Source organism: Pseudodesulfovibrio portus, assembly GCF_026000375.1.
Taxonomy (GTDB): Bacteria; Desulfobacterota; Desulfovibrionia; order Desulfovibrionales; family Desulfovibrionaceae; genus Pseudodesulfovibrio; species Pseudodesulfovibrio portus.
The window spans coordinates 2,832,108-2,853,376 of the sequence record NZ_AP026708.1 but is presented as its reverse complement, the minus strand read 5'-3'; the positions used below and the strand labels follow the sequence as shown (position 1 = coordinate 2,853,376).

Genomic DNA, 21,269 nt, shown 5'->3' with positions numbered 1-21,269 from the left:
CATGAAAGAAGACGACAACATCATCGACGTGCAACACGTCACCTGCGGCCTGGTGCCGCTCATGCAGACCCACCTCGAAGGGGCCGAGCCCGAAGTGGACACCGTATCCTTCAAGGTCCGCCAGGGCATCCGGACCGAGCTGTGGAACTCCTTCGGCACGGGCAGCCGATGGCGGCTGCTGTCCATCGAAGAGGACCTCTTCTTCGACGTGGCCACCTTCCAGCGCGTGGAGCAGAACGAGCTCGACCCCCTGGGGCTGATGGACTTCTAGGCTTACTTCCCGACCAGCTTGCGGGCCATCTCCAGGGTCCTGCCCTTGAGCGGGCCGAGCTCCCCCAGGGCGAGCATGGTCTCGACGTCTTCCATGGTGTCCATGTCGTCCAGCCGCTCCAACTCGGTGAAGGCCAGCCCCGTCCCGGCCAGGACGTTGAAGGCGCGCTCGTACACTCCGGGTGTGCTCCACTCCCCGGTGCGAAAGACCTCGGGCGAGAATCCCGTCCTGTGGAACCCGATCAGATAGTACCCGCCGTCGCCCGCCGGGCCGAGGCTGGCCCGGTCCGGCTCCAGACAGCGCAGCCCCAGATTGACGATGCCGGGGCTCAGGCCGGGGATGTCGCTGCCCACGAGCACCCCGCGCTGATAGCCCATGAAAAAGGCCTCCCGGAATCCGTTCTCCATGCGCCGTCCCAGGTCCGCGCCCTTCTGGGCCACGTAGCGCCGTCCCTTGCCCAGCCAGTCGCGCACCGCGTCGCGCCGGGATTCCGGGGTGAAGAAAACCACCACGTCACCGTCCACCCCCGCCTCCAGCTCGGCCAGCTTCTCCTCCACAAACGCCCGGTAGAACGCGGCCGCCTGCTCAGGCGTGGATTCCTCGGCCAGGCGCGTCTTGACGCGGCCCGGCTCGGGGTACTTGATGAAAAACAGGACGCAATTCTTGTTCACCGGCCTTCTCCTCCCCCTGTTTGGGCCTGGGGACGATATTCCCCGGCCAGCTTGTGCGGCGACACGCCGAGTCCGTACCTGAGCCGCAACCACCAGTTGGCCGCCACCCGTCGGCCCACGCCGTCCGTCTCATACCGGCGCGGCGAAGTGGCCACGCGCTCCCTGAGCAAGGCGATGCGCTCGCCCCGCTGCCTCAGGCGCGAGAACAGGTCCACGTCCTCCATGATCGGGATACCGGCAAAACCACCCATCTCCCGGAACAGGTCCGCCGCCAGGAACGGGGCCTGATCGCCGTAGGGAAGCCGCTCGATCCGCGTGCGCAGGTTGGCGAAAAGGGCCACCACACGCATGGACAGCCGGTCGGAATCAAAGCCCAGGGAGAAAGCCCCGGCCCGAACGTTGTCGACCAGCGCGCCCCGGACCAGGCCGGGCCAGCCCTCGGGGAGCCGGGTGTCGGCGTGCAGGAAAAGGAAGACGTCCCCGGTGGCCATGGCCGCGCCCGCGTTCATCTGCACGCCCCGCCCCTGCGGGCACTTCACGCGCACGGCCTGGCCGTCGGTCACGGCGGCCAGGGTGGCGTGGCCGGGCCCGCCGTCGGCCACGACGATCTCCACGGACGCTTGGCCCGAGGTCCGGCGCAGGTGATCGAGAGTATCGTTGATCACCCCGGATTCATTGTACACGGGAACGATGACGGAAATGTGGTTTGCGAAGGTTGTGTTCCGGGCCATGGAAGATTAATAGACGTTTTGCCCGCAATAATAAAGACCGGAGGAATCCATGAGAAAGGGCGTTACCCACGACCCCAAGGTCGTATCCGACCTCCTCGCCCGGACCGATGTGCTCTGGCTGGCCCTCACCGACGAGAGCGGCCCGCACTGCGTTCCCGTCAACTTCGCCGAGGAAGACGGCGTCATATACATCCACTCCGGCAGGAGGGGGCGCAAGGCCGCCTGCCTCGATTCCGGAAACAGGGTGGCCTTTTCCGCAGCCCTTGATATAGAGAAGAGAAAGGGCGGCGACGACGCCTGCAACCAGGGCTACCGATTCAAGTCGGTCATGGGCAACGGCACGCCGCGCGAACTCACAGGGGACGAAAAGATGCACGGCCTGGACCTGATCACGGTCAAGCATCTGGGCAGGCAGCTCCCCTACGTGGACAAGGTGCTGCCGATCACGGCCGTCTACGCCATCGACATCGAAGAGGCGACGGCACGAATCAAGGAGTGACCATGGTCATCTGTTTTTTCGGGGATTCCCTCACCCTCGGTTTCGGCGACCCGTCGGGCCTCGGCTGGCCCGGTCGCGTCACCGGCCAGCTGATCACGCTGGGCGCGGACGTGACCGGCTACAACCTGGGCATCCGCAAGGACATCGCCGCCAAACTCAGCGACCGCTGGCAACGCGAGGCCGAGTTGCGCCTGCTGCCCGGCATGGAGCACAAGCTGGTCTTCAGCCTCGGCGTGGCCGACGTCATGAACGAGGTCCCGGCCGACGACACCCTGGCCGTGGCCGAGACCATCCTGACCCAGGCCAAGACTTTCGGCGAGGTCCTGCTCGTCGGCCCCACACCCGTGGGCAACAACCGGCAGACCGACGCCATCGCCGATCTCTCGGACAGGCTGGCGGAACTCTGCGAGACCCTGGACGTGCCCTTCGTGGCCGTCATGGACCCCATGCGGAAGTCCGGCATCTATCAGCAGGCCCTCAAGGACGGCGACTCGATCCACCCCTCGGCCATGGGCTACGCGGCCCTGGCCGAATGCGTCCTGCAATCCATAACCGCCCGGAAATATTTCGGGCTGGACTAGACAAGAAAAATGAAAGAATTGAAATCGTTTGCGAGCGACAACAACTCCGGCGCGCATCCCGCCATCATGGAGGCCGTTGTCCGCGCCAACCAAGGCCACCTGAAATCCTACGGCGACGACGAAATCTCCATCCGCACCGACGAGGTGCTCAAGGAATTCTTCGGCTCACGGGCCCGCATCCACTACGTGACCACGGGCACCGCCGCCAACGTGCTCGGCATCCGGGCCGTGACCCACACCTACAACTCGGTGCTGTGCGCGGCCCAGGCCCACATCAACAACGACGAATGCGGCGCGCCCGAGGCCTTCGGCGGCATCAAGCTGGTGCCCATCCCGTCCCCGGACGGCAAGCTGACCCCGGGCATGATCGCCCCCTACCTCGGCCACCTCGGGTTCGTGCACGCCTCCCAGCCCAAGGTCATCTCCATCACCCAGCCCACGGAGCTGGGCAAGCTCTACACCCTCAAGGAGATCGAGGACATCGTGGAGTTCGCCCACGACCGCGACCTGCTGGTCCACCTGGACGGCGCGCGCATCGCCAACGCCTGCGCCGCGCTGGACTGCTCCTTCTTCGACATGACCACGGCCCTGGACATCGACTTCATCTCCTTCGGGGGCACCAAGAACGGCTGCCTCATGAGCGAGGCGGTCATCTTCCTGAACCCGGACATCGGCGAGGGCTTCCCCTACCTGCGCAAGCAGGCCATGCAGCTGGTGTCCAAGATGCGCTTCGTGTCCGCCCAGCTGGAGGCCTATCTCAAGGACGACCTGTGGCTGACCAACGCCCGCCAGGCCAACGCCATGGCGAAACGGCTGGCCGAAAAGGCCGGGGCCATCAAGGGCGTGGAGATCAAGGGCACCGTGGACTGCAACGCCCTGTTCGCCTATCTGCCGCCCGAGGCCACGGACATCCTGTTGGAGAAATATTACTTCTATATCTGGGACGAGCACGACCACACCGTGCGCTGGATGACCTCCTGGGCCACCACCGAAGAGATGGTGGACGAGTTCGTGGCGGACATCAAAAAGGCCGTGGAGGCCGTATCGTGAAGCGCGTCTGCGTCTACCTCGGCTCCAACCCCGGCAACCGGCCCGAATACGTGACCGCCACCAAGGCGCTGGGCCGCGAGCTGGCCGGACGCGGCCTCGGCCTGGTCTACGGCGGCTCCTCCACCGGGCTCATGGGGCGGCTGGCCGACGCCTGCCTGGAAGCGGGCGGCGACGCCGTGGGCATCATCCCCCGGCTGCTGGTGGATAAGGAAATCGCCCACAGGGGGCTGACCGAAATCCACGTGGTCGAGTCCATGCACGAGCGCAAGCAGAAGATGGCCGACCTCTCGGACGCGTTCATCGCCCTGCCCGGCGGTCTCGGCACCCTGGAGGAATTCTTCGAGGCCCTGACCTGGAACCAGCTCGGCTACCACACCAAGCCGTGCGGGTTGCTGGACGTGTCCGGCTACTACGCCTGCCTGACCGACCACATGGACCGCATGGTCAACGAGGGCTTCCTGGTGGCCGACCACCGACGCATGGTCATGACCAGCCCGGACCCGGCCGCCCTGCTCGACATGTTCGAGCACTACGACCCGCCTCAGGTGGACAAGTGGATTGAAATGAAGAAGGGATTGTAACGCTGCGGTAAAGTCTAACTTTTTCTCCCTCATCGCGTCTGAAAGCACGGTTCCTATTGTACTAACGGTTGCTCGCCAATAAATTTACCATGAATTCTATAGGATCACGAACAAGCCCGCCTTCTGCATTCAGAGATTCTGGGGTCACGTTTGTTGATGGCCACAATCCAGAAAAGATGCTGGTGTCATTGAAGTCAATAATATCATTGAGAGATTCTGCATAGTTGTCTTCTGGCTGCCCTTTCGCATACCAATTCGCAACTCTTGTGACTGCTCCGGCAATAAGATCTACCAATTGAAGCCCAACCCAATTCTTAGAGTCCCCAAGCTTTGTCTCTTTGACTCTTAAGGGAAAATACATCAATCGACTGTCTCTTCCCACAACCGTTTCAGCAATATCTGGAGATGTAAGAATTCCCCAAACATCTTTATGTGCTGCAATCATGCCAGATTGATCATGGGTTAATTCAAAGCTTTTATCTGTGGAGGTAGTAGCCCACATATTCATCAGTTGAAGCTCCATGGAGATGGTATCATCCAGAGCTTTGCTTGGAAGTGTTAGAATTCCTTGATGCCCTTCTTGCTGGTCCCACATGAGCATCTCATTGATATGACTTGATAACTCAGAGTTTCTATGGACCTCTAATAGGGATATGAAATCATTATAATCTGCTTCTTCTCTTTGTCGAAACATTTTGTTGGTTACATTCAAAAAGTGGGAGAAATCATCAGTACCAATGAACGCTGGGAAGCCATAAAAAAAGACATTGCAAAACGCTATGTTTCGCCCGTTGGCGTAAAAATCCTGACCAAGATTGTAATAGACGGTCTCTGCAATAAAATCTGCCATTTTGGCAACTAGCTGATACTTTTTATGGTTAAAAATCACCTTGATATCAGTAGGGTGCTCTGAGAAGATGTAATCGATGAATTGAAGCACAAATTTTTGGTTTCTTGGTCTCTTACGAAGTTGAGTGTGCTTTAGTTCATCTGTTCTTACTTCGCTAAAAAAATCTTTTTTTAGTTTTTGAGCATAACCCTCTTCGATGGCTAGGCTGGCAATTGTATATACAGGTTGCTCGTTGTTGACTAAATCTTCTCCAGTAAACCCACATTCATCAATAAATATTCTCATTATTCAATCTCCGACATCCCATTACCCTCTTCAAGTGAGTTGGGGCATATTTGCATTATGTAGTATCTTTTAGTCACACCAGCATAATTTATGACTTTTTTAGCCATGAATATGAAAAAACAGATCATAAACGTGTAATATATTAGACTTAACCAAATCATATTGAAGCAAACTCTTAGCGATGACGCTTGTGATTACATCCACTCCTGCTTCAATCTGGAAGGGGATACTTCGCTTTTCTTCATGGATGTAAATCATCCCAGAACGAGTGTTAGGACTGTAGCCAGAAACTCTTCCGGTGAACTGAGTTCGGTCAGAGTCAATTATCAGCTTATTGGTTAAGGCGTAGATATTATGGGAACACCTCCCTAATTCCAATATCTTTCGATACACCCCCCGGGTGGACAAGTGGATTGAAATGAAGAAGGGCCTCTGATCGAGGCCCTTTTTTTATTCGCAGATATTCTTCGCGTCCAGCGCGTCCAGCCACGGTGCGGGGCCGAAGCCCACGAGCACGGACTTTCCGGCTATCAATGTCGGGGTGCCGGGCAGTTCGGCTTCCCTGGACATGGCGGCGGACTCGAGCACATGCGCTTCGTGATCGCGCTGCATGCGCACGTAGAGTTCCTCCAGGTTGGTGTTGTCCAGCAGCTCCGGGAATTTCTCCGCGAACTGGGCCAGCACCAGCATGCGCGCCTCGGCCAGGTCCTTGGTCTTGGGCTGTTTCAGGTCGGTGTAGGCATAGTCCGCATAGGGCCGGAGCCTATCCGTTCCGGCCACGTCCTCGAGTATCCAGGCGGCCATGTCCGAACCGATGAAGCCCTTGCGCGGGAAAAAGGAGAGGCGCAGCCGACCGTATTTCGCCGGATATTCTTCGAGCAGCTTGTGGCCCAACCGGCAGTGCCAGCACAAAGGATCGGTGACGACCACGACGTCGCCCGTGCCCGTGCCATGGAGCTCCACCACGGCCTGGTCGAACAGGGCGCGGTACTCGGGTTCGCACCCCTTGCCGTCCTGCTCGTAGCCGGACTTTGCTCCACCCTTCTCCGCCTTGGCCGGGGGCGTTTTCTCTCCCACGGGCGGGGCGTCAGGCGCGTCCTGGCAGCCGAAAAGTGAAAACACAAATAAAATCAGCAAGATAGTTGTTATCGGTAAATGTCGCATGGGCCGAACATAAGCCCATATGCGCCGCTTGCCAAGGTCTGCGCAAAGCAAAATAGGGCCCCGCCCAAAGGACGGGGCCGAACAATCGGTTGCGGCATGCCGGATCAGGCGGCTGCAAAGCCGTCCCGCTCCGGGCGCAGGGGCAGGACCCGGTTGGCGCTCAGGAAACCGTTCACCCCGTCGCGGCCCATGAATCGGCCCAGGACCTTGGGGTCGGACTGCATCAGGTCCACCAGGATCAACCCGTCCAGGCAGTCGCCGAAGTCCGGGTCCACGTTGAAGCCGATGATCTTGCCGCCCAGCTTGAGATACTGCTTGAGCAGCACCGGGATGGACCGGCCGTCCTCGGCGTCGCGCACGAAGTCGGCCACGTCGGCCGGGTCGTTGAACACGCTGTCGGGCAGGGAGAAATCCACCTTCCGCAGCTTGCGCGACTTGGGCGGCCGCTTGGGCAGGGCCATCCGGGCCAGCTCCGGCAGGGAACAGTGGCGCTCCATGAAGCCCATGATGATCTCGCGGGACACGCCGGAATATTCGCTCGATATGGACACGCAGCCGAACAGCCGGGTGTACTTCGGATTCTGCACCACGAACGCGGCCACGCCCTTCCACAACAGCAGGAGTGGCTGGTAGCTGCGCTGGTACTTGGGCGTGATGAAGGAGCGGCCCATCTCCAGGGCGGGTCCCAGCTCGCGCAGGAAGCTCTCGCGGTAGTTGAACAGGGTGGAAGTGTACAGCCCGGTCACGCCCCGGTCCCTGAGGATTTCGTCGGTCAGGCCGAACCGGTACGCCCCGGCAACCTCGCGCTCGGCGTGATTCCAGAGGACCAGGTGGCGGTAGGTGTCGTCAAAGGCGTCGATGTCCATGGGCTTGCCCGTGCCCTCGCCCACCTGGCGGAACGTCTCCTCGCGCCGGATGCCGATCTCCCTGAGGATGCGGGGAATCTGAAAGGCCGTGGCGTGAAACACGGTGAAATCCCCGGACCGGTTCAGGATGTTCTCGTCCGGCAGGGTGGCCACCTCGCTGGCCAGGATGTGCTTGCCGCGCGACCGGGCGATGGGGGCCAGCTTCCGCCCCTGGTCGCGGCCCTTGATGCGGAATTTGGGCTTGCGCTCGCCGCGCAGGAGATAGGTGCGGAAGCGGAGATAGTCGACCAGTTCCTGGTCGGAGTCGAACTCCGCCACCTTGTCGGCGGACACCACCGACCCCAGCCCCATGCGGATGACGTCCTTTGTGGCGTGGCGCAAATTCTCATGCGGCAGGAGAACGGTGCGCAGCCGGGGGTGAATGAGCCCCAGGGTCTGGAACAGGCCGGAATTGCGGCCATCGAAAAAGACCGGCAACGCGCCGGCGCCGGTCTTGCGGATGATGCGGCCGATCATGGGGCTCCATCGCGGGTCCGAGACCATGCCCTTGCGCACCCTGAGGCTGGACACCTCCCCGGCGGGGAAGACCACCAGCATGCCGCCGTTTTTCAGCCAGCGCATGGACGCCTTGAGCCCGGCGATATTTTTCTTGGCCGACTCGTCCCTGCCGAAGGGGTCCACCTCGATGAGCAGGTCGTCCATCTCGGGGATCATGCCCAGCATGAAGTTGGCCATGATCTTGATGTCGCTGCGCACCTCGCGCAGGACGCGGACCAGAAGCAACCCTTCCAACACGCCGAAGGGATGGTTGCACACCGCCACCAGCGGCCCGGCGGCAGGCACGCGGGACACGGGCTGCCCGTCCACGGAAAACTGCACGCCGAGGGCCTCCATGGCCTGCTCCACGAACGGCTCGTCGCTCCCGTTTGCCTGCAGCGAGGAGTACAGGGAGTTGAGCGTCTCCAGACGCAACAACTTGGCGAGCGGCTTCCTGACCATGGAAAACAGGGCGTGGCGAACGGGATCGGAAAAAGGCGAATCAAGGCTGAAGAGCGGACCGGGGATACTGTCGTCCATGCTTCCCTCCTGTGTTGGATTTGATGGAAGGTATGTCAAAACCCGGTCGATTTCGCTCCGCTCCCATGACAAGTTGACGCATTTTGGTGACGCCTGCCCGGCGAATTCGTGACAACGCAACCGAACCGGAACAGTGCCCGCAAAAAAGCCCCGGACACGCTCGTATCCGGGGCCTGTCGGGCAACGTGCCGGGGCGGCGCTACTGCACCGCGCCCCCGGTCCTGACGGACCAGTGCTTCCGGGGAATGGGCAGGCACAGGCTCGTGTCCGGCAGGTCGGCGCACATGATCAGCCCGCCGGAGTGCTCCTCCCAAAACAATTGGTCCACAAACATGGCCACGGCCTGGGCGCGGGTCAGTTTCTCGCAGTCCGCCCCGGGCATGTACCGGCGCATGACCGCCTTGGCCCCTGCATGGACCAGCCGTGCGCCCTCACGGCTCAGGGCCACGTCCTCGTAGTCGATCTGATGCAATTTGGGCTCGAGGCCGAAGCTGCCCGGAAAGCTCGCCTGACAGCCGGATTGGTGCATTCCGCCCATGGTGACCTCCCTTTGCTTTTGCATGGATATTCTGCAAATCCCGGTCCGCCCCCCTCCCCTCTTTCGCGGCCACTTCGGCATTAATCGTCGCCGCCCCGTGACATGACGTGAAATTCCCGCTATATGGGATGCAAACACGCAAGGAGCTCCCGGAGGAGAGACACATGTCCACGACTCGGAATTCGGCAGGATTTTCCCCGGAATGCGAAGTAAGCATCCCGGAAATCGACGAGCAACACGCAACCTTTTTCGACATGATCGAAAGGATCGGCACGGTGGCGGACGACCTGTACCGCCCTCTGGACGACGACGCAGTGGACGAGGCCCTGGATATCATGGCCGAAATCCGCGAACACGCCCAGGCCCACTTCGGCACCGAAGAGGGCTACATGCAGGAGGTCGACTACCCCGGCCTGGACGACCACAGGACCGCCCACGAACGATTCCTCGACGACATCGCCCGCCTCGAGGGAGAGCTTTTGAACGGCTCGGCGGTCCCGCCCATCAAGGTCCGCACGTTCCTGACGGAATCCTGCCGGGGCCACATCCTGTCCATGGACAAGCCTTTCGGGCAATTCTACAATAAAAACAAATAACTGAACTCACCACGGCCAGACACAGCCCCATTCGGCCCGTCGCCGCCCGCGCGGGCCGGATTTTTTTTGCCCGCCTGCGCTTGACAGCACCGGCCCGGTGTTTATCTTTCACCCAGCCCGATGGGGAGACCCTCGGCAGAATAAAAAATCAATCTCTTTGGAGGTATGAGAGGATGAAACTGAAACCCTTGAACGACCGTGTCCTGGTCAAACGTCTGGAAATGGAAGAGAAAACCGCAGGCGGTATCTACATTCCGGATTCCGCCAAGGAAAAGCCCATGAAGGGCGAGATCGTGGCCGCCGGTCCCGGCAAGCTCGATGACGCAGGAAAGCGCGTCAAGATGACCGTCAAGAAAGGCGACCTGGTTCTGTTCGCCAAATACGCCGGTTCCGAAATCACCATCGACGGCGAGGAGCACCTCGTCATGCGCGAGGACGACATCCTCGCCATCGTCGACTAGGCCCACGCACCAACCGATCAATCATCACATTTCTTTACAATAAGGAGACACTGCAATGGCAAAAGAAATCCTTTTCGACGCCAAAGCCCGCGAAAAGCTGAAAGCGGGTGTCGACAAGCTGGCCAACGCCGTCAAAGTCACTCTCGGCCCCAAGGGCCGCAACGTGGTCATGGAGAAGTCCTTCGGCTCCCCCGTCATCACCAAGGACGGCGTGTCCGTGGCCAAGGAAATCGAACTGGAAGACAAGTTCGAGAACATGGGCGCACAGATGGTCAAGGAAGTTGCCTCCAAGACTTCCGACGTCGCCGGTGACGGCACCACCACCGCCACCATCCTGGCCCAGGCCATCTTCACCGAAGGCGTGAAGCTCGTGGCTGCCGGTCGCTCCCCCATGGCCATCAAGCGCGGCATCGACAAGGCCGTCGAAGCCATCGTCGCCGAGCTCGAGAAGGTGGCCAAGCCCACCCGCGACCAGAAGGAAATCGCCCAGGTCGGCACCATCTCCGCCAACAACGACGCCACCATCGGCAACATCATCGCCGAGGCCATGAACAAGGTCGGCAAGGAAGGCGTCATCACCGTTGAAGAGGCCAAGGGCCTGGACACCACCCTGGACGTCGTCGAAGGCATGCAGTTCGACCGCGGCTACCTCTCCCCCTACTTCGTGACCAACACCGAGCGCATGACCTGCGAAATGGAAGAGCCGCTGATCCTCATCAACGAAAAGAAAATCTCCAACATGAAAGAGCTGCTGCCCGTCCTCGAGCAGTGCGCCAAGATGTCCAAGCCGCTGCTGATCGTGGCCGAGGACATCGAGGGCGAAGCCCTGGCCACCCTGGTGGTCAACAAGCTGCGCGGCACCCTGAACGTGGTCGCCGTCAAGGCTCCCGGCTTCGGCGAACGCCGCAAGGCCATGCTGAAAGACATCGCCACCCTGACCGGCGGCACCGTTGTCTCCGAAGACCTCGGCATCAAGATCGAAGGCCTCACCGTCAACGATCTCGGCTCCGCCAAGCGCATCGTCATCGACAAGGAAAACACCGTCATCGTCGACGGCGCAGGCAAGGCCGACGAGATCAAGGCCCGCATCGCGCAGATCCGCGCCGAGATCGCCGACTCCACCTCCGACTACGACCGCGAGAAGCTCCAGGAGCGTCTGGCCAAGATCGTGGGCGGCGTGGCCGTCATCAACGTCGGTGCCGCCACCGAGACCGAGATGAAGGAAAAGAAAGCCCGCGTGGAAGACGCCCTGAACGCCACCCGCGCAGCCGTTGAAGAAGGCATCGTGCCCGGCGGCGGCGTGGTCCTGGCCCGCTGCGGCAAGGTCATCGCCAAGGTCAAGCCCGCTGACGACGACGAGCAGGCCGGTCTGAACATCATCGCCCGCGCCGTGGAAGAGCCCCTGCGCCAGATCGCCGGCAACGCCGGTCTCGAAGGCTCCATCGTGGTCGAGAAGATCAAGGAAGGCAAAGGCGGCTTCGGCTACAACGCCGCGACCGACCAGTACGAAGACCTGATCAAGGCCGGTGTCATCGATCCCAAGAAGGTCACCCGCACCGCGCTGCAGAACGCCGCTTCCGTGGCCGGTCTGCTGCTGACCACCGAGTGCGCCATCGCCGACAAGCCCGAGCCTGCTTCCGCAGCTCCGGCCATGCCCGGCGGCATGGGTGGAATGGGCGGCATGGGTGGTATGGGTGGTATGTACTAGCGTACAGCCCTTTAAGCCAAATAATGAAGCCGCCCCGGTCCTGTCGGACCGGGGCGGTTTTCTTTTTGGCTGTGGCGGATGGGAAGAGGGAAGAAGGAAGAGAAACGGAAGGCCGCCTTTGGCGGCGTTTTATTATAAAAGATTGCGCTACGCGCGCCCTCCCGGCGGGGTCCGTTTTTTTGTTGGGGCAAAAAAAGGGACGAAAAAAAGCCCCTTTAGTGTGCGCCGCCGCCCGAGTTTGGCGGCAAGAAGCTGATCCGCTCGGGGGCGGCTCCCATCCATGCTTGGGGTGGAAGGCTTGCCTTTCTTTGAGTCCGTACGCCCTGTCAGTTCATACGTGTCCCGATAAAGGAGCCGCCGCCCCCTCGCGGTCAGCTTCTAAGCCCCCAGAACAGGGCTGGGGATGGGATGACTCCACTAGAATGCTTTTTACCTGCGAAAACCAAAAAGCTTGTTTATTCATTGTGGATTAACCTACTGGTTATATGTGCAATTTTATAATTATTTGCTTAATAATTTGGTGTTGAGATATATGCAACGCATTCAAACCAAGACAAATTGACGATTCATTTCACGTCCTTCATGATAAAGTCGTCCACGACGTTATTTACGGCGCAAGCAAAGGAGACCACCGTGGACATTCATATTTCTGATTTAATAAAAGACATAGACATTAAAACGTGGCTTTTCATTGCCATATATTTTAGTCGTGAACTGCGTGCATGGTTGGATCGTCGGTGAAATGATCAACTGCCTATCTCATTAATATTTTCTGCATTACCCAACCAGAGCCATCAGTCCAAACAAAGCTTAAAAGCTGACAAAGCGGATTTTGAATAATTCTACTTGCCATAAATAGTCTTCGATTTGTTTTCTGGAGCTGGTGGTATTTACATCAGATATAAACCAAGACAAATTGACGATTCATTTCACGTCCTTCACAATAAGGTCGTCTACGTTTTTACGGCGATAGCCGACAGATGTATTCGTAAAGATTCTCATTTCTGATTCATTAAATGGCATCGACATCATAATCGGCTTTCAATTGCAAATTATATTAGCTGTGAACTGCACACATGGTTGGATTGTTGGTGCTATGGTCAATTTCCTATCAATCAGTAACGTTTCTTGTATTGCTCCACCCTAGCCATCAGGCCTAACAAGGCTTAGAAGCTGACAAAGCGGCGGAGCGGCTCTATCGAATCGCGTCGGAGCGAAGCGGAGACTTTCGATTCGGGAGCGCAGCCGGTTTGATCAGATTCTTGGCCGTTTTGGTGGCGGCTACCAGAGCGAAAAAGCGCTTTTTGCTTACTTTTGAGCGCTTTGGTTCAAAAGTAAGTCGGCCCGGAGGGACGAAACTCTCCTCCAAAAAAACGCCGCCCCGAAGGGCGGCATCCTTATCTCTTAACTCTTCAGCCTTTAGCCTTTCAACAAAAGACGAAAGGCTATTTCAAAATCTTGTTGGCAAGCAACTTCTGAATCCCCACCATGTCGCTGCCCTTTTTGAGCTCCTTGATGACCGGCTCATGCCGCCCGGAAACCCACATCTTGAGTTCGGCGTCGAGATCGAAATGCCCCGCGGTCTCCACGGAAAAGGAACTGATCGAGCGATACGGCAACGACAGGTAGTCCACCTTCTTGCCGGTCAAGCCCTGCTTGTCGATGAGAATGAGGCGGCCCGAGGTAAACACATACATGTCGCGGACCACCTTGAAGGCACGCTCGACCTTCTCCATATCGCCCAGAATCGGTAAAAGCTCATTCTCCACGTCCGCAACATCCACTTCCGTGGCGTTGCCCAATAATCCGTCCAGTAAACCCATTGGCGTCTCCTTTGTTACACAACGTACGGCAATCATGAAATAACACGGCAACTCCGGGACAACAACACGCTTCGGGAACAATCCCCCCCATCATTTTTATGCTGCCTGCAACACAGCCCGGCAATCCCGCAACTTGCCCCCAATCACCTTTAACCGGCTGTAATTACGTCAAACAGCCGTTTAAAAATCGACTCGAAAAATTACTTGTGGAAAACCCCCGGCGTTCTTCCAATCCATGTTGACAGGGGCCGCTTTTTTGTAAACATGGCAACAAATACTCATGGTTCACAACTCTCGACACACTGCTCCAAGCAAGGGGTTGCCGCCCAACGCGGCATCGACCAAGGGATCGGGTTACATAATGAAATACATACGAATCACCCTCTTCGCACTGGCCTTGACCGTGGCCGCTGCCCCGGCGTTCGCCAGCTCCGCGTCCCTCGGCCTGGCCGGGAACTACAATGCATTCATCTTCGGCAACTTCAGCAGTTCCTCCGACACCCAGGGACGGCTGGCGGTCGGCGGCAACGTCCACCTTGAGCACTACAGCGTGGGCGACAGGCTCAACCCCGGGACCACCGGCGACGTCCTGCTGGCCGGGGGCGACCTGACCTTCACCGGCGGGCGCGTCTACTACGGCGACGTCCGGGTCGGCGGCTCGGTGACCGGACCCGGCTACAAATTCTACGACGGCGCTCTTTACCAGAACTCCGACATGCCCTTCGACTTCGCCGCCCAGAAACAAAAATACACCAGCATGGCCAATTCCCTTGCCGCCCTGAGCGCCACCGGAACAACCACCTCCCAGTGGGGCGGCCTCTATATGACCGGGGACGGCACGAGCAATACCCAGGTATTCAATCTCGACGGCTCCACTCTGCTCAACAGCCACACCTTTGCACTCGACACCACCGGCTTCGCGCAGGACACCACCATTATCTTCAATGTGTCCGGCACCGCTTCCGGCCTGACCAACATGAGCATGGAATCCCTGAGACCCTTTGCCGGGTCCGTGCTCTTCAACTTCTACGAAGCCACCAGCCTGACCCTGTCCGGCATCGGCGTCTGGGGCTCCATCCTTGCCCCGCTGGCCGACATCGACAACCCCCAGGGCGTCATCAACGGCACGCTCATCGCCAACTCCTTTGACGGCCCCATGCAGCTCAACCTCGTTCCGTTCGAGGGCAACGTGCCGACCCCGATCCCCGGCTCCATCCTCCTCCTCGGGACCGGCATGCTCGGCCTCATCGGATGGCGCAAAAGACGCTAGCACGCGACCGCCCGAACCACACCAGCCAACCCGGCCCGCGAACCTTGTCGCGGGCCGGGTTTTTCGTTGCTCCGGCCATGGCCCGGTTTCACCCCGGAACGGTAGGCAACCTTCAACAATATAGGGGCTGTACGTCGGCTTCAAATGTGCTATAGTAATTATTGATCGGTTTCCGTCCCGGCCGAGCTTCACATCGACTTGCACAAAGGAGAATGGACATGCCCGCACCCAGTGCCCCGAAAACGCTCACCCTGTTCGCCCTGCTGGTCGCGTTGGTGGTCGCGGCCTCATATGTTGTCGCCCCCCTGTGGAACGACAAGCCCGAAGGCGTGCAGGAACACCCCCCGCTGATCTTTGAACAGACCATGACCGTGGGCGAATTCGCCAAGGCCAACAACCTGCCCAACCCGGCCATGAAAGAAATATTCGGGCTCAAGTCCAAGGCAGACCTGGACCGCCCGGTCACCGACTTCGGCATTCCCGGCGAGCGCATTCTCGAGGAAGCGGCCAAGCAACAGGCGCTGGGCTCCGAGTACGAATCCAAGAACTGGCTCAAGATCCCGCTCAAGTTCGGCCTGTGGTTCCTCTTCATGGGCGGGGCGTTCTACCTGCTGCGCAACAAGAAAATCAACGGAGCCAACCGAAAGTGGCTCTACCTCATCGCCACCGCGACCTTCGGCGTGATCCTGACCTCCGATCCCAGCCCCATGGGCACGGTCAAGGACACCATTCACCTGTTTGCCGTGGAAGGCGTGTTCTTCCCGCCGAGGCTCATCGCCCTGACCGTGTTCCTGCTCACGGTCTTCCTGGCCAACAAGTTCATCTGTTCCTGGGGGTGCCAGCTCGGCGTGCTCCAGGACCTGATCTTCCGCCTGAACCGCAACGCCAAGGACTCAAAGGCCGGGCCGCTCCCACAGATCAAGGTGCCATTCGTGGTCACCAATACCATCCGCATCGCCTTCCTGGCCGCCTTCACCGTGGCGGCGTTCGGCTGGGGGTATGAACTCATCGAGCCCATCGACCCGTTCCGGGTGTACAAGCCCATGACCTGGACGCTCGTCTGCGCCGGGTTCATCCTGGTCCTGCTCTTCCTCAGCCTGTTCGTCTACCGCCCCTGGTGCCACTTCGCCTGCCCCTTCGGTCTGGTCGGCTGGCTGGTCGAAAAATTCTCCCTGACCAAAATCAAGGTGGACTACGACACCTGCATCTCCTGCGAAGCCTGCGCCAAGGCCTGCCCGTCCACCGTCATGGACGCCATCCTCAAACAAAACCGCACCATCCCCGACTGTTTCTCCTGCGGGACCTGCATGGGAGTATGCCCCACCGACTCCATCTCCTTCACCTCCGGCAAACGAACCCCGCCACCGCCGGACAAATTCGATCAAGACGCATAAACAAACGGGGCCTGCGACTTTCGTCACAGGCCCCGTTTGTTTATGCCTCCGGCGGCCAGAGGGGAAACTTTTGTAAAAGTTTCCCCTCTGGACTCCCCTTCAAAACTTTTTATCGCGCCTTCGGCGGGTCAACCGAACATTTTTCCAAGACCCAACATCACTCCACAACACTCAGCCCTTCAGCAAAGCTGCACGCCAACAAAGAGCCGCGCGGATGCGCATATAAAAAGTTTAGGAAGGGAGAGGGGATGGGGGTTCGGGGGAAGGGGAGAGGGGAACCCTTCTCAAAGGGTTCCCCTCTCCCCTTCCCCCGGCCGCCGGAGGCAGCCCATGTCAGGCGCATCCCGAGGCCGAGTCGTTTTCTTGCCGGCAGAAGCCTTCCATGACTTCGAGGAAGCAGCGCAATGCGGGCGACCGGTCGCCCTTGCGCCAGACCAGTTTGAGGGGCGTGAGGTGCACTTCGCCCTGGAAGTCGAAGGGGATGAGGCGCACGGTGGACGGCAGGGCCGCGCGCATCCGTTCGGGCACGAAGCCGATGCCCATGCCCGCCGCGATGAGCGACAGCTTGGTCAGGTGCGTCTTGGCCTCCTGCACGATGCGGGGCTGGACGCCGTACTTGTGGTAACGGCCGATGGCCCGGTCATAGGCGTCCGGGTAGTGCTGGCGCGAGAACATGATGAACGGTTCCCTGTCGATATCCGGGTATCCGGCGTGGCCCCGCTCGGCCAGGGGATGTTCCTCGTGCACTGCCAGGTAGTAGCGGTCGGCCAGGAAGGTGCGCGCCTCAAGGTGATAGTGGTTCGCGTAGCAATGGTGGGACAGGCCCACGTCCATCTCCCCGGAGCGCAGGGCCAGGTTCTGGTCCGACGACTGCATCTCGCGGATATCCAGCTGGATGCCGGGATACCGCTTGCGGAAGGCGGTCACGCCCTTGAGAAAATCGGTGAACAGCCCGGAGGAAAGGAAGCCGACGCGCAGCTTGCCGATGATCCCCTCGGCCATCATGTTCATCTTCTCGATGCCGCCTTCCAGTGTGGCGATGGTGTCCCGTGCCACGGCCAGGAAGGTGGTCCCCTCGTCGGTCAGCGACACCTTGCGGCTGGTCCGCTCGAGGAGCTTGACCCCGAGTTCCTCCTCAAGGCGTTTTATCTGCTGCGACAACGGCGGCTGGGCGATATGGCACCGCTCGGCGGCCCGCCCGAAATGCAGCTCCTCGGCCACGGCGATGAAATACTTGAGTTGTCTGAGTTCCATGATCAAGAGGTACATCATATCGATGAACGTGTAAATATGTATTGGACATATTGATGCCCCGCCTCCTATTTTCACGACACAACAAGGAGGCAGACACATGCAGGGGAAGAATCATCGTCGTCTGAACAGTCTTTGGATTACCGGGTTGCTCTTGCTGCTGGCCGTGCCGGGCGCTGCAGCCGAACAGGGAGCGGGCCCGGATGCGACCTCCGTGACCGCCAATCCCGTAGGATTGGTCATGGATTCACGGGCCAACGCATACACGGTGGACCGGATCACGGGCAAGGTGTTCTGCCTGCCCCCCGGGAACGAGCCCATACACTACGCGACCATCAGCGACGAGCCCACCACCCTGGCCGTGGACCGTCGGCGCACGCTGTTCATCGGCACGGCAACCGGTCATATCCTTGCCGTGCGCCTGGACGGCACGGTGTGCGCGGCGTTTCGCTGCCCGCACGGCGTGACCGGGCTGGCAGTGGACCGTGACGGCGGCCTGCTCATCACCACGGGCAACGGGACGCTGGTCAAGGTGCGCCGTGCGGAACTCGTCATGAAGCGAGTGAACTAGAGATCGAGATTGTGGGCTTTCTTGGGGGCGCTGCTCTTGGCGCCGCCGGAACGCTTCGACCCGGAGAATATCTTGGGCTCCGCCTGCTTCATGAGCTTGGCGGCCTCGGCGTTGAGGGGGTTGCGGTCCAGGGCGGCCTTGGCGTTGTTGAAGACCTCGCTCCATTCCGACTTGGCCAGGTGGAGCTTTGCCAACCGAAGATACAGGTTCTCGGTGGGACCGAGCCAGCGCATGGCGTCCTTGACTGCGGCGATGGCCTGCTCGGTCTCGTGCATGCCCTCGAAAGCGAGGATCAGGGCGTTATGCGCGCGAGCGTCGGTGTTCTGCTTCTCAAGGGCCTTCCTGAGATAGGGTATGCCCTCCTGAAACAATCCCATCAGGACCATGCGGTTGCCGATGTCGGAATCGATGCCCTCGATGTCGGCGAAATATTCGGATATCTTGGCGAACAGCTTGCGGCCCTCGATGGGGGTGCCCGCCTTGACGAGCTGGGCGGCCTTGATCAGGTTGCCGTCCAGCACTGCCAACCGCTTGCGAAGCCGGTCCACCCGGGCCTTTTCCATGGCCTCGCCCAGTTTCTTGTGCAGCCGCTCCAGGGTCTTATAGAAGGCTTTCTCCTTGCCTTTCTGGTACTTGAGACCGGCGGGAAAAAGCTTTTTGATCATCTTCATCTTGTTGAGATCGCGCAGGGCCTCCACGAGATGGGACTGAATCTCAAACTTCTCGGCACCGTAAACCTGGCTCGTGACGAGCCCCCTGATGGCATTGGAAAGACAACTGAGGGTCTTCAGATAGTCATTCTTCTTGGCATAGGCCCGTGACCGGGCGATGTCTTCGCGTATTTCCTTGGCTGTGGCCATGCATAATCCGTGGCTGAATAATATTTAGTTTTCTCAAGTTGACTAATACAGCCTACCATTTTTTTCAAGCATGAACACGACTTGGCTACCACCGGAGGCCGCGAGTTGACGCGCCGGGTGCGGTCGGGCTAGCGTACCGGACCACTGCGGTCCCATTCACCCCTCTTCCAGGAGTCGGTTTGAACGTCTATCTCATCGTCATCATCGCGTCACTGGTCGCTTCCTGGCTGCTCGGCCTGCTCTCCGACCTGCTCACCAGCCGGGCCATGCGACCCGAGCCGCCGTCCGACTTCGCGGACGTCTTCGATCCCGCCACCTACGCTCGTTCCCAGGAGTACGCCCGCGCCTCCATGCGCTTTTCCTGCGTGACCGAGACCTTCAACACGGCAACCATCATCGTCCTGATCCTGGCCGGTGCGTTCAACTGGCTGGACCTGGCGGTGCGCTCGCCGGCGCTGTCGCCGATTCCCACCGGGCTCGCCTACATCGGATCGCTGGCGCTGGCCTCCGCGCTCATGAGCATGCCGTTCGAGGCCTACCACACCTTTGTCCTGGAAAACCGGTTCGGCTTCAACACCACCACCCTGCGCACCTTTCTCCTGGACCGACTCAAGGGCGTGCTCCTGACCAGCGTGCTGGGCGGCGTCCTGGCGGCCGGGGTGCTGTTCTTCTTCCACGAGGCCGGGGCCCTGGCCTGGCTCTGGTGCTGGGGATTCGCCGTGGCCGCGACCTTGATCCTGACCTATGTGGCCCCCACCTGGATTCTGCCCCTGTTCAACAAGTTCACGCCCATGGAGGCCGGGGAACTGCGGACGGCCATCGAGGAATACGCCCGCAAAAACGGCTTCGAGCTGTCCGGCATCTTCGTCATGGACGGCTCCAAGCGCTCCACCAAGGGCAACGCCTTTTTCACCGGGTTGGGCAAGCGGCGGCGCATCGCCCTGTTCGACACCCTGATCAAGGAGATGACCACCGAGGAGATAGTGGCCGTCCTCGCCCACGAGGTGGGCCACGCCAAACTCGGCCACATCCGCAAGCGCCTCGTCACCGGCATCGCCAAGACCGGGCTGATCTTCTGGCTCATGTCCCTGTTCCTCAACTCCCGGGGGCTGTTCGACGCCTTCGGCATGGAGCACATGTCTGTGTACGCCGGGCTGATTTTCTTTTTCCTGCTCTACACGCCCATTTCCATGATCCTGTCCGTGCTCTCGAACCTGTCGTCCAGACGCCACGAATTCCAGGCGGACGCGTTTGCCTCCAAAACCACCGACAGCGGCGGCGCGGCCATGATCTCGGCCCTGAAGAAGCTCTCCGCCCAGAACCTGTCCAACCTGACGCCCCACCCCCTGACGGTCTGGCTGGAATACGGCCACCCCCCGGTCATCGACCGCGTCCGGGCCCTCCGCGCACCCGCCCCGGCCCCCTGAGGCGGGCGCGGGGAAGCGCAACCCACCACAGCAATACAGAAATCATTGTCCTTGCTCCCCGGAATGTGGCATTGTCGGCATGCCCCGTTAATTTCAACCGGAAGCAGTCCCATGCGAGAAGTTCCCTTTGATCCGACCAACGACGAAATCATGGAACGCTTGCGCAACGTCCCGGCGTTCGACAGCCTCCCGGAAAGCCATATCAAGGCGATCATGCAGGCGGCCTCCATCCGCCGCTACGAAGGGGGCGAAGCCCTCATCAGGGAAGGCGAATTCGACAACAGGGTCTTCTTCCTCATCTTCGGCAAGCTCTCCATCACCGTCAACAACGTGGAAGTGGGCAAGCTGCAGCGGCTGGGCGACGTGTTCGGGGAGATGGGCATCATCGACGGCAGCCCCCGCTCGGCCACCATCTCGGCGGATCGGGCCTCCCTGGTGATCAGCCTGGACGACACGGCCCTGGGCTCCCTGGGCGAGGCGAGCAAGATATTCACCCAGGCGGTCATGTACCGGGTCTTCGCCGAAGTCATGGCCGTGCGCCTGCGAGAAGCCAACGCAAAAATCTCGGAACTCCAGGCCACCATCGACGACCTTCAAAATCCTGAATAAGAAATGCCTCCGGCGGCCAGAGGGGGAACCTCTTGAGAGAGGTTCCCCCTCTGGACTCCCCCTCCAGAACTTTTTGTCGCGCCTTCGGCGGGTCTGCCTGTAGCGGTTAATCCGCTTTGGTTGCCTCTCATCGTG

General features: G+C 59.9%; 23 protein-coding genes. 13 read left to right on the top strand and 10 right to left on the bottom strand.

The window, feature by feature from the left end; genetic code table 11:
- The first annotated feature begins 1 nt into the window (after window position 1).
- On the top strand, window positions 2-271 hold the full coding sequence (locus OO730_RS13600) for a hypothetical protein (protein WP_264982019.1): 270 nt from the start codon (window positions 2-4) through the stop codon (window positions 269-271).
- A gap of 2 nt (window positions 272-273) precedes the next feature.
- Here the strand turns inward: OO730_RS13600 and OO730_RS13595 are convergent, their stop codons facing one another.
- Window positions 274-942, bottom strand: a complete 669-nt coding sequence (locus OO730_RS13595) for a TIGR04282 family arsenosugar biosynthesis glycosyltransferase (RefSeq protein ID WP_264982018.1) — start codon at window positions 940-942, stop codon at window positions 274-276.
- On the bottom strand, window positions 939-1,673 hold the full coding sequence (locus tag OO730_RS13590; protein ID WP_264982017.1) for a TIGR04283 family arsenosugar biosynthesis glycosyltransferase: 735 nt from the start codon (window positions 1,671-1,673) through the stop codon (window positions 939-941). The genes OO730_RS13595 and OO730_RS13590 overlap by 4 nt, the downstream gene beginning before the upstream one ends.
- Window positions 1,674-1,722: 49 nt before the next feature.
- On the opposite strand from OO730_RS13590, the gene OO730_RS13585 reads away from it, so the two are divergent.
- From OO730_RS13585 to OO730_RS13570, 4 genes are read left to right on the top strand one after another with little or no spacing between them, the layout of a single operon-like run.
- Complete coding sequence (locus tag OO730_RS13585) at window positions 1,723-2,172, top strand: pyridoxamine 5'-phosphate oxidase family protein (RefSeq protein ID WP_264982016.1); 450 nt, start codon at window positions 1,723-1,725, stop codon at window positions 2,170-2,172.
- Window positions 2,173-2,174: 2 nt separating this feature from the next.
- Entirely contained in the window at window positions 2,175-2,753 is a 579-nt protein-coding gene (locus OO730_RS13580) for a GDSL-type esterase/lipase family protein (protein ID WP_264982015.1), read from the top strand.
- 9 nt (window positions 2,754-2,762) lie between these two features.
- Window positions 2,763-3,803, top strand: coding sequence for a threonine aldolase family protein (locus OO730_RS13575; protein WP_264982014.1), 1,041 nt, complete (start codon window positions 2,763-2,765; stop codon window positions 3,801-3,803).
- Complete coding sequence (locus OO730_RS13570; protein ID WP_264982013.1) at window positions 3,800-4,384, top strand: LOG family protein; 585 nt, start codon at window positions 3,800-3,802, stop codon at window positions 4,382-4,384. The genes OO730_RS13575 and OO730_RS13570 overlap by 4 nt, the downstream gene beginning before the upstream one ends.
- A gap of 61 nt (window positions 4,385-4,445) precedes the next feature.
- On the opposite strand, the gene OO730_RS13565 is transcribed toward OO730_RS13570, so the two are convergent.
- The 5 genes from OO730_RS13565 to OO730_RS13550 all read right to left on the bottom strand — a co-directional run bounded on the left by OO730_RS13565 (window position 4,446) and on the right by OO730_RS13550 (window position 9,164).
- Complete coding sequence (locus OO730_RS13565; RefSeq protein ID WP_264982012.1) at window positions 4,446-5,519, bottom strand: DUF3800 domain-containing protein; 1,074 nt, start codon at window positions 5,517-5,519, stop codon at window positions 4,446-4,448.
- A 99-nt stretch (window positions 5,520-5,618) separates the two neighbouring features.
- Window positions 5,619-5,912: a DUF7947 five-stranded beta-barrel domain-containing protein gene (locus OO730_RS16325; protein ID WP_456107259.1), complete on the bottom strand. Its 294-nt coding sequence runs from the start codon at window positions 5,910-5,912 to the stop codon at window positions 5,619-5,621.
- Window positions 5,913-5,969: 57 nt separating this feature from the next.
- Entirely contained in the window at window positions 5,970-6,641 is a 672-nt protein-coding gene (locus OO730_RS13560; RefSeq protein ID WP_264982011.1) for a DsbA family protein, read from the bottom strand.
- A gap of 146 nt (window positions 6,642-6,787) precedes the next feature.
- Window positions 6,788-8,626: a lysophospholipid acyltransferase family protein gene (locus tag OO730_RS13555; RefSeq protein ID WP_264982010.1), complete on the bottom strand. Its 1,839-nt coding sequence runs from the start codon at window positions 8,624-8,626 to the stop codon at window positions 6,788-6,790.
- 199 nt (window positions 8,627-8,825) lie between these two features.
- Window positions 8,826-9,164 (bottom strand): hypothetical protein, encoded by a 339-nt coding sequence (locus OO730_RS13550; RefSeq protein ID WP_264982009.1) that lies wholly within the window; start codon window positions 9,162-9,164, stop codon window positions 8,826-8,828.
- A 164-nt stretch (window positions 9,165-9,328) separates the two neighbouring features.
- Between OO730_RS13550 and OO730_RS13545 the strand changes: the two genes are divergently transcribed.
- From OO730_RS13545 to groL, 3 genes are all read left to right on the top strand, one after another.
- The gene (locus OO730_RS13545) at window positions 9,329-9,760 is read left to right on the top strand and encodes a bacteriohemerythrin (RefSeq protein WP_264982008.1); all 432 of its coding nucleotides are present in this window, start codon (window positions 9,329-9,331) and stop codon (window positions 9,758-9,760) included.
- 173 nt (window positions 9,761-9,933) lie between these two features.
- Window positions 9,934-10,221 carry a co-chaperone GroES gene (groES, locus tag OO730_RS13540; RefSeq protein ID WP_264982007.1) on the top strand — a complete coding sequence of 96 codons (288 nt, stop codon included), beginning with the start codon at window positions 9,934-9,936 and terminating at the stop codon, window positions 10,219-10,221.
- Between the two features lie 55 nt (window positions 10,222-10,276).
- Window positions 10,277-11,929: a chaperonin GroEL gene (groL, locus tag OO730_RS13535; RefSeq protein WP_264982006.1), complete on the top strand. Its 1,653-nt coding sequence runs from the start codon at window positions 10,277-10,279 to the stop codon at window positions 11,927-11,929.
- Window positions 11,930-13,374: 1,445 nt separating this feature from the next.
- On the opposite strand, the gene OO730_RS13530 is transcribed toward groL, so the two are convergent.
- Window positions 13,375-13,752, bottom strand: coding sequence for a PH domain-containing protein (locus tag OO730_RS13530; RefSeq protein ID WP_264982005.1), 378 nt, complete (start codon window positions 13,750-13,752; stop codon window positions 13,375-13,377).
- A gap of 361 nt (window positions 13,753-14,113) precedes the next feature.
- Here OO730_RS13530 and OO730_RS13525 point away from each other — a divergent pair, with 361 nt between their 5' ends.
- Window positions 14,114-15,022 carry a choice-of-anchor A family protein gene (locus OO730_RS13525; RefSeq protein ID WP_264982004.1) on the top strand — a complete coding sequence of 303 codons (909 nt, stop codon included), beginning with the start codon at window positions 14,114-14,116 and terminating at the stop codon, window positions 15,020-15,022.
- A gap of 218 nt (window positions 15,023-15,240) precedes the next feature.
- Entirely contained in the window at window positions 15,241-16,416 is a 1,176-nt protein-coding gene (locus tag OO730_RS13520; protein ID WP_264982003.1) for a 4Fe-4S binding protein, read from the top strand.
- Window positions 16,417-16,749: 333 nt separating this feature from the next.
- Here the strand turns inward: OO730_RS13520 and OO730_RS13515 are convergent, their stop codons facing one another.
- Window positions 16,750-17,670, bottom strand: a complete 921-nt coding sequence (locus OO730_RS13515) for a LysR family transcriptional regulator (protein ID WP_264982002.1) — start codon at window positions 17,668-17,670, stop codon at window positions 16,750-16,752.
- 97 nt (window positions 17,671-17,767) lie between these two features.
- Here OO730_RS13515 and OO730_RS13510 point away from each other — a divergent pair, with 97 nt between their 5' ends.
- Window positions 17,768-18,238 carry an NHL repeat-containing protein gene (locus OO730_RS13510; protein ID WP_264982001.1) on the top strand — a complete coding sequence of 157 codons (471 nt, stop codon included), beginning with the start codon at window positions 17,768-17,770 and terminating at the stop codon, window positions 18,236-18,238.
- Here OO730_RS13510 and OO730_RS13505 read toward each other — a convergent pair.
- On the bottom strand, window positions 18,235-19,098 hold the full coding sequence (locus OO730_RS13505) for a tetratricopeptide repeat protein (protein WP_264982000.1): 864 nt from the start codon (window positions 19,096-19,098) through the stop codon (window positions 18,235-18,237). The two genes, OO730_RS13510 and OO730_RS13505, sit on opposite strands and share 4 nt — an antisense overlap.
- Before the next feature lie 179 nt (window positions 19,099-19,277).
- On the opposite strand from OO730_RS13505, the gene OO730_RS13500 reads away from it, so the two are divergent.
- Both OO730_RS13500 and OO730_RS13495 read left to right on the top strand, forming a co-directional pair.
- Window positions 19,278-20,525, top strand: coding sequence for a M48 family metallopeptidase (locus OO730_RS13500; RefSeq protein ID WP_264981999.1), 1,248 nt, complete (start codon window positions 19,278-19,280; stop codon window positions 20,523-20,525).
- Window positions 20,526-20,636: 111 nt separating this feature from the next.
- Entirely contained in the window at window positions 20,637-21,134 is a 498-nt protein-coding gene (locus OO730_RS13495) for a Crp/Fnr family transcriptional regulator (RefSeq protein ID WP_264981998.1), read from the top strand.
- Window positions 21,135-21,269 lie beyond the last annotated feature (135 nt).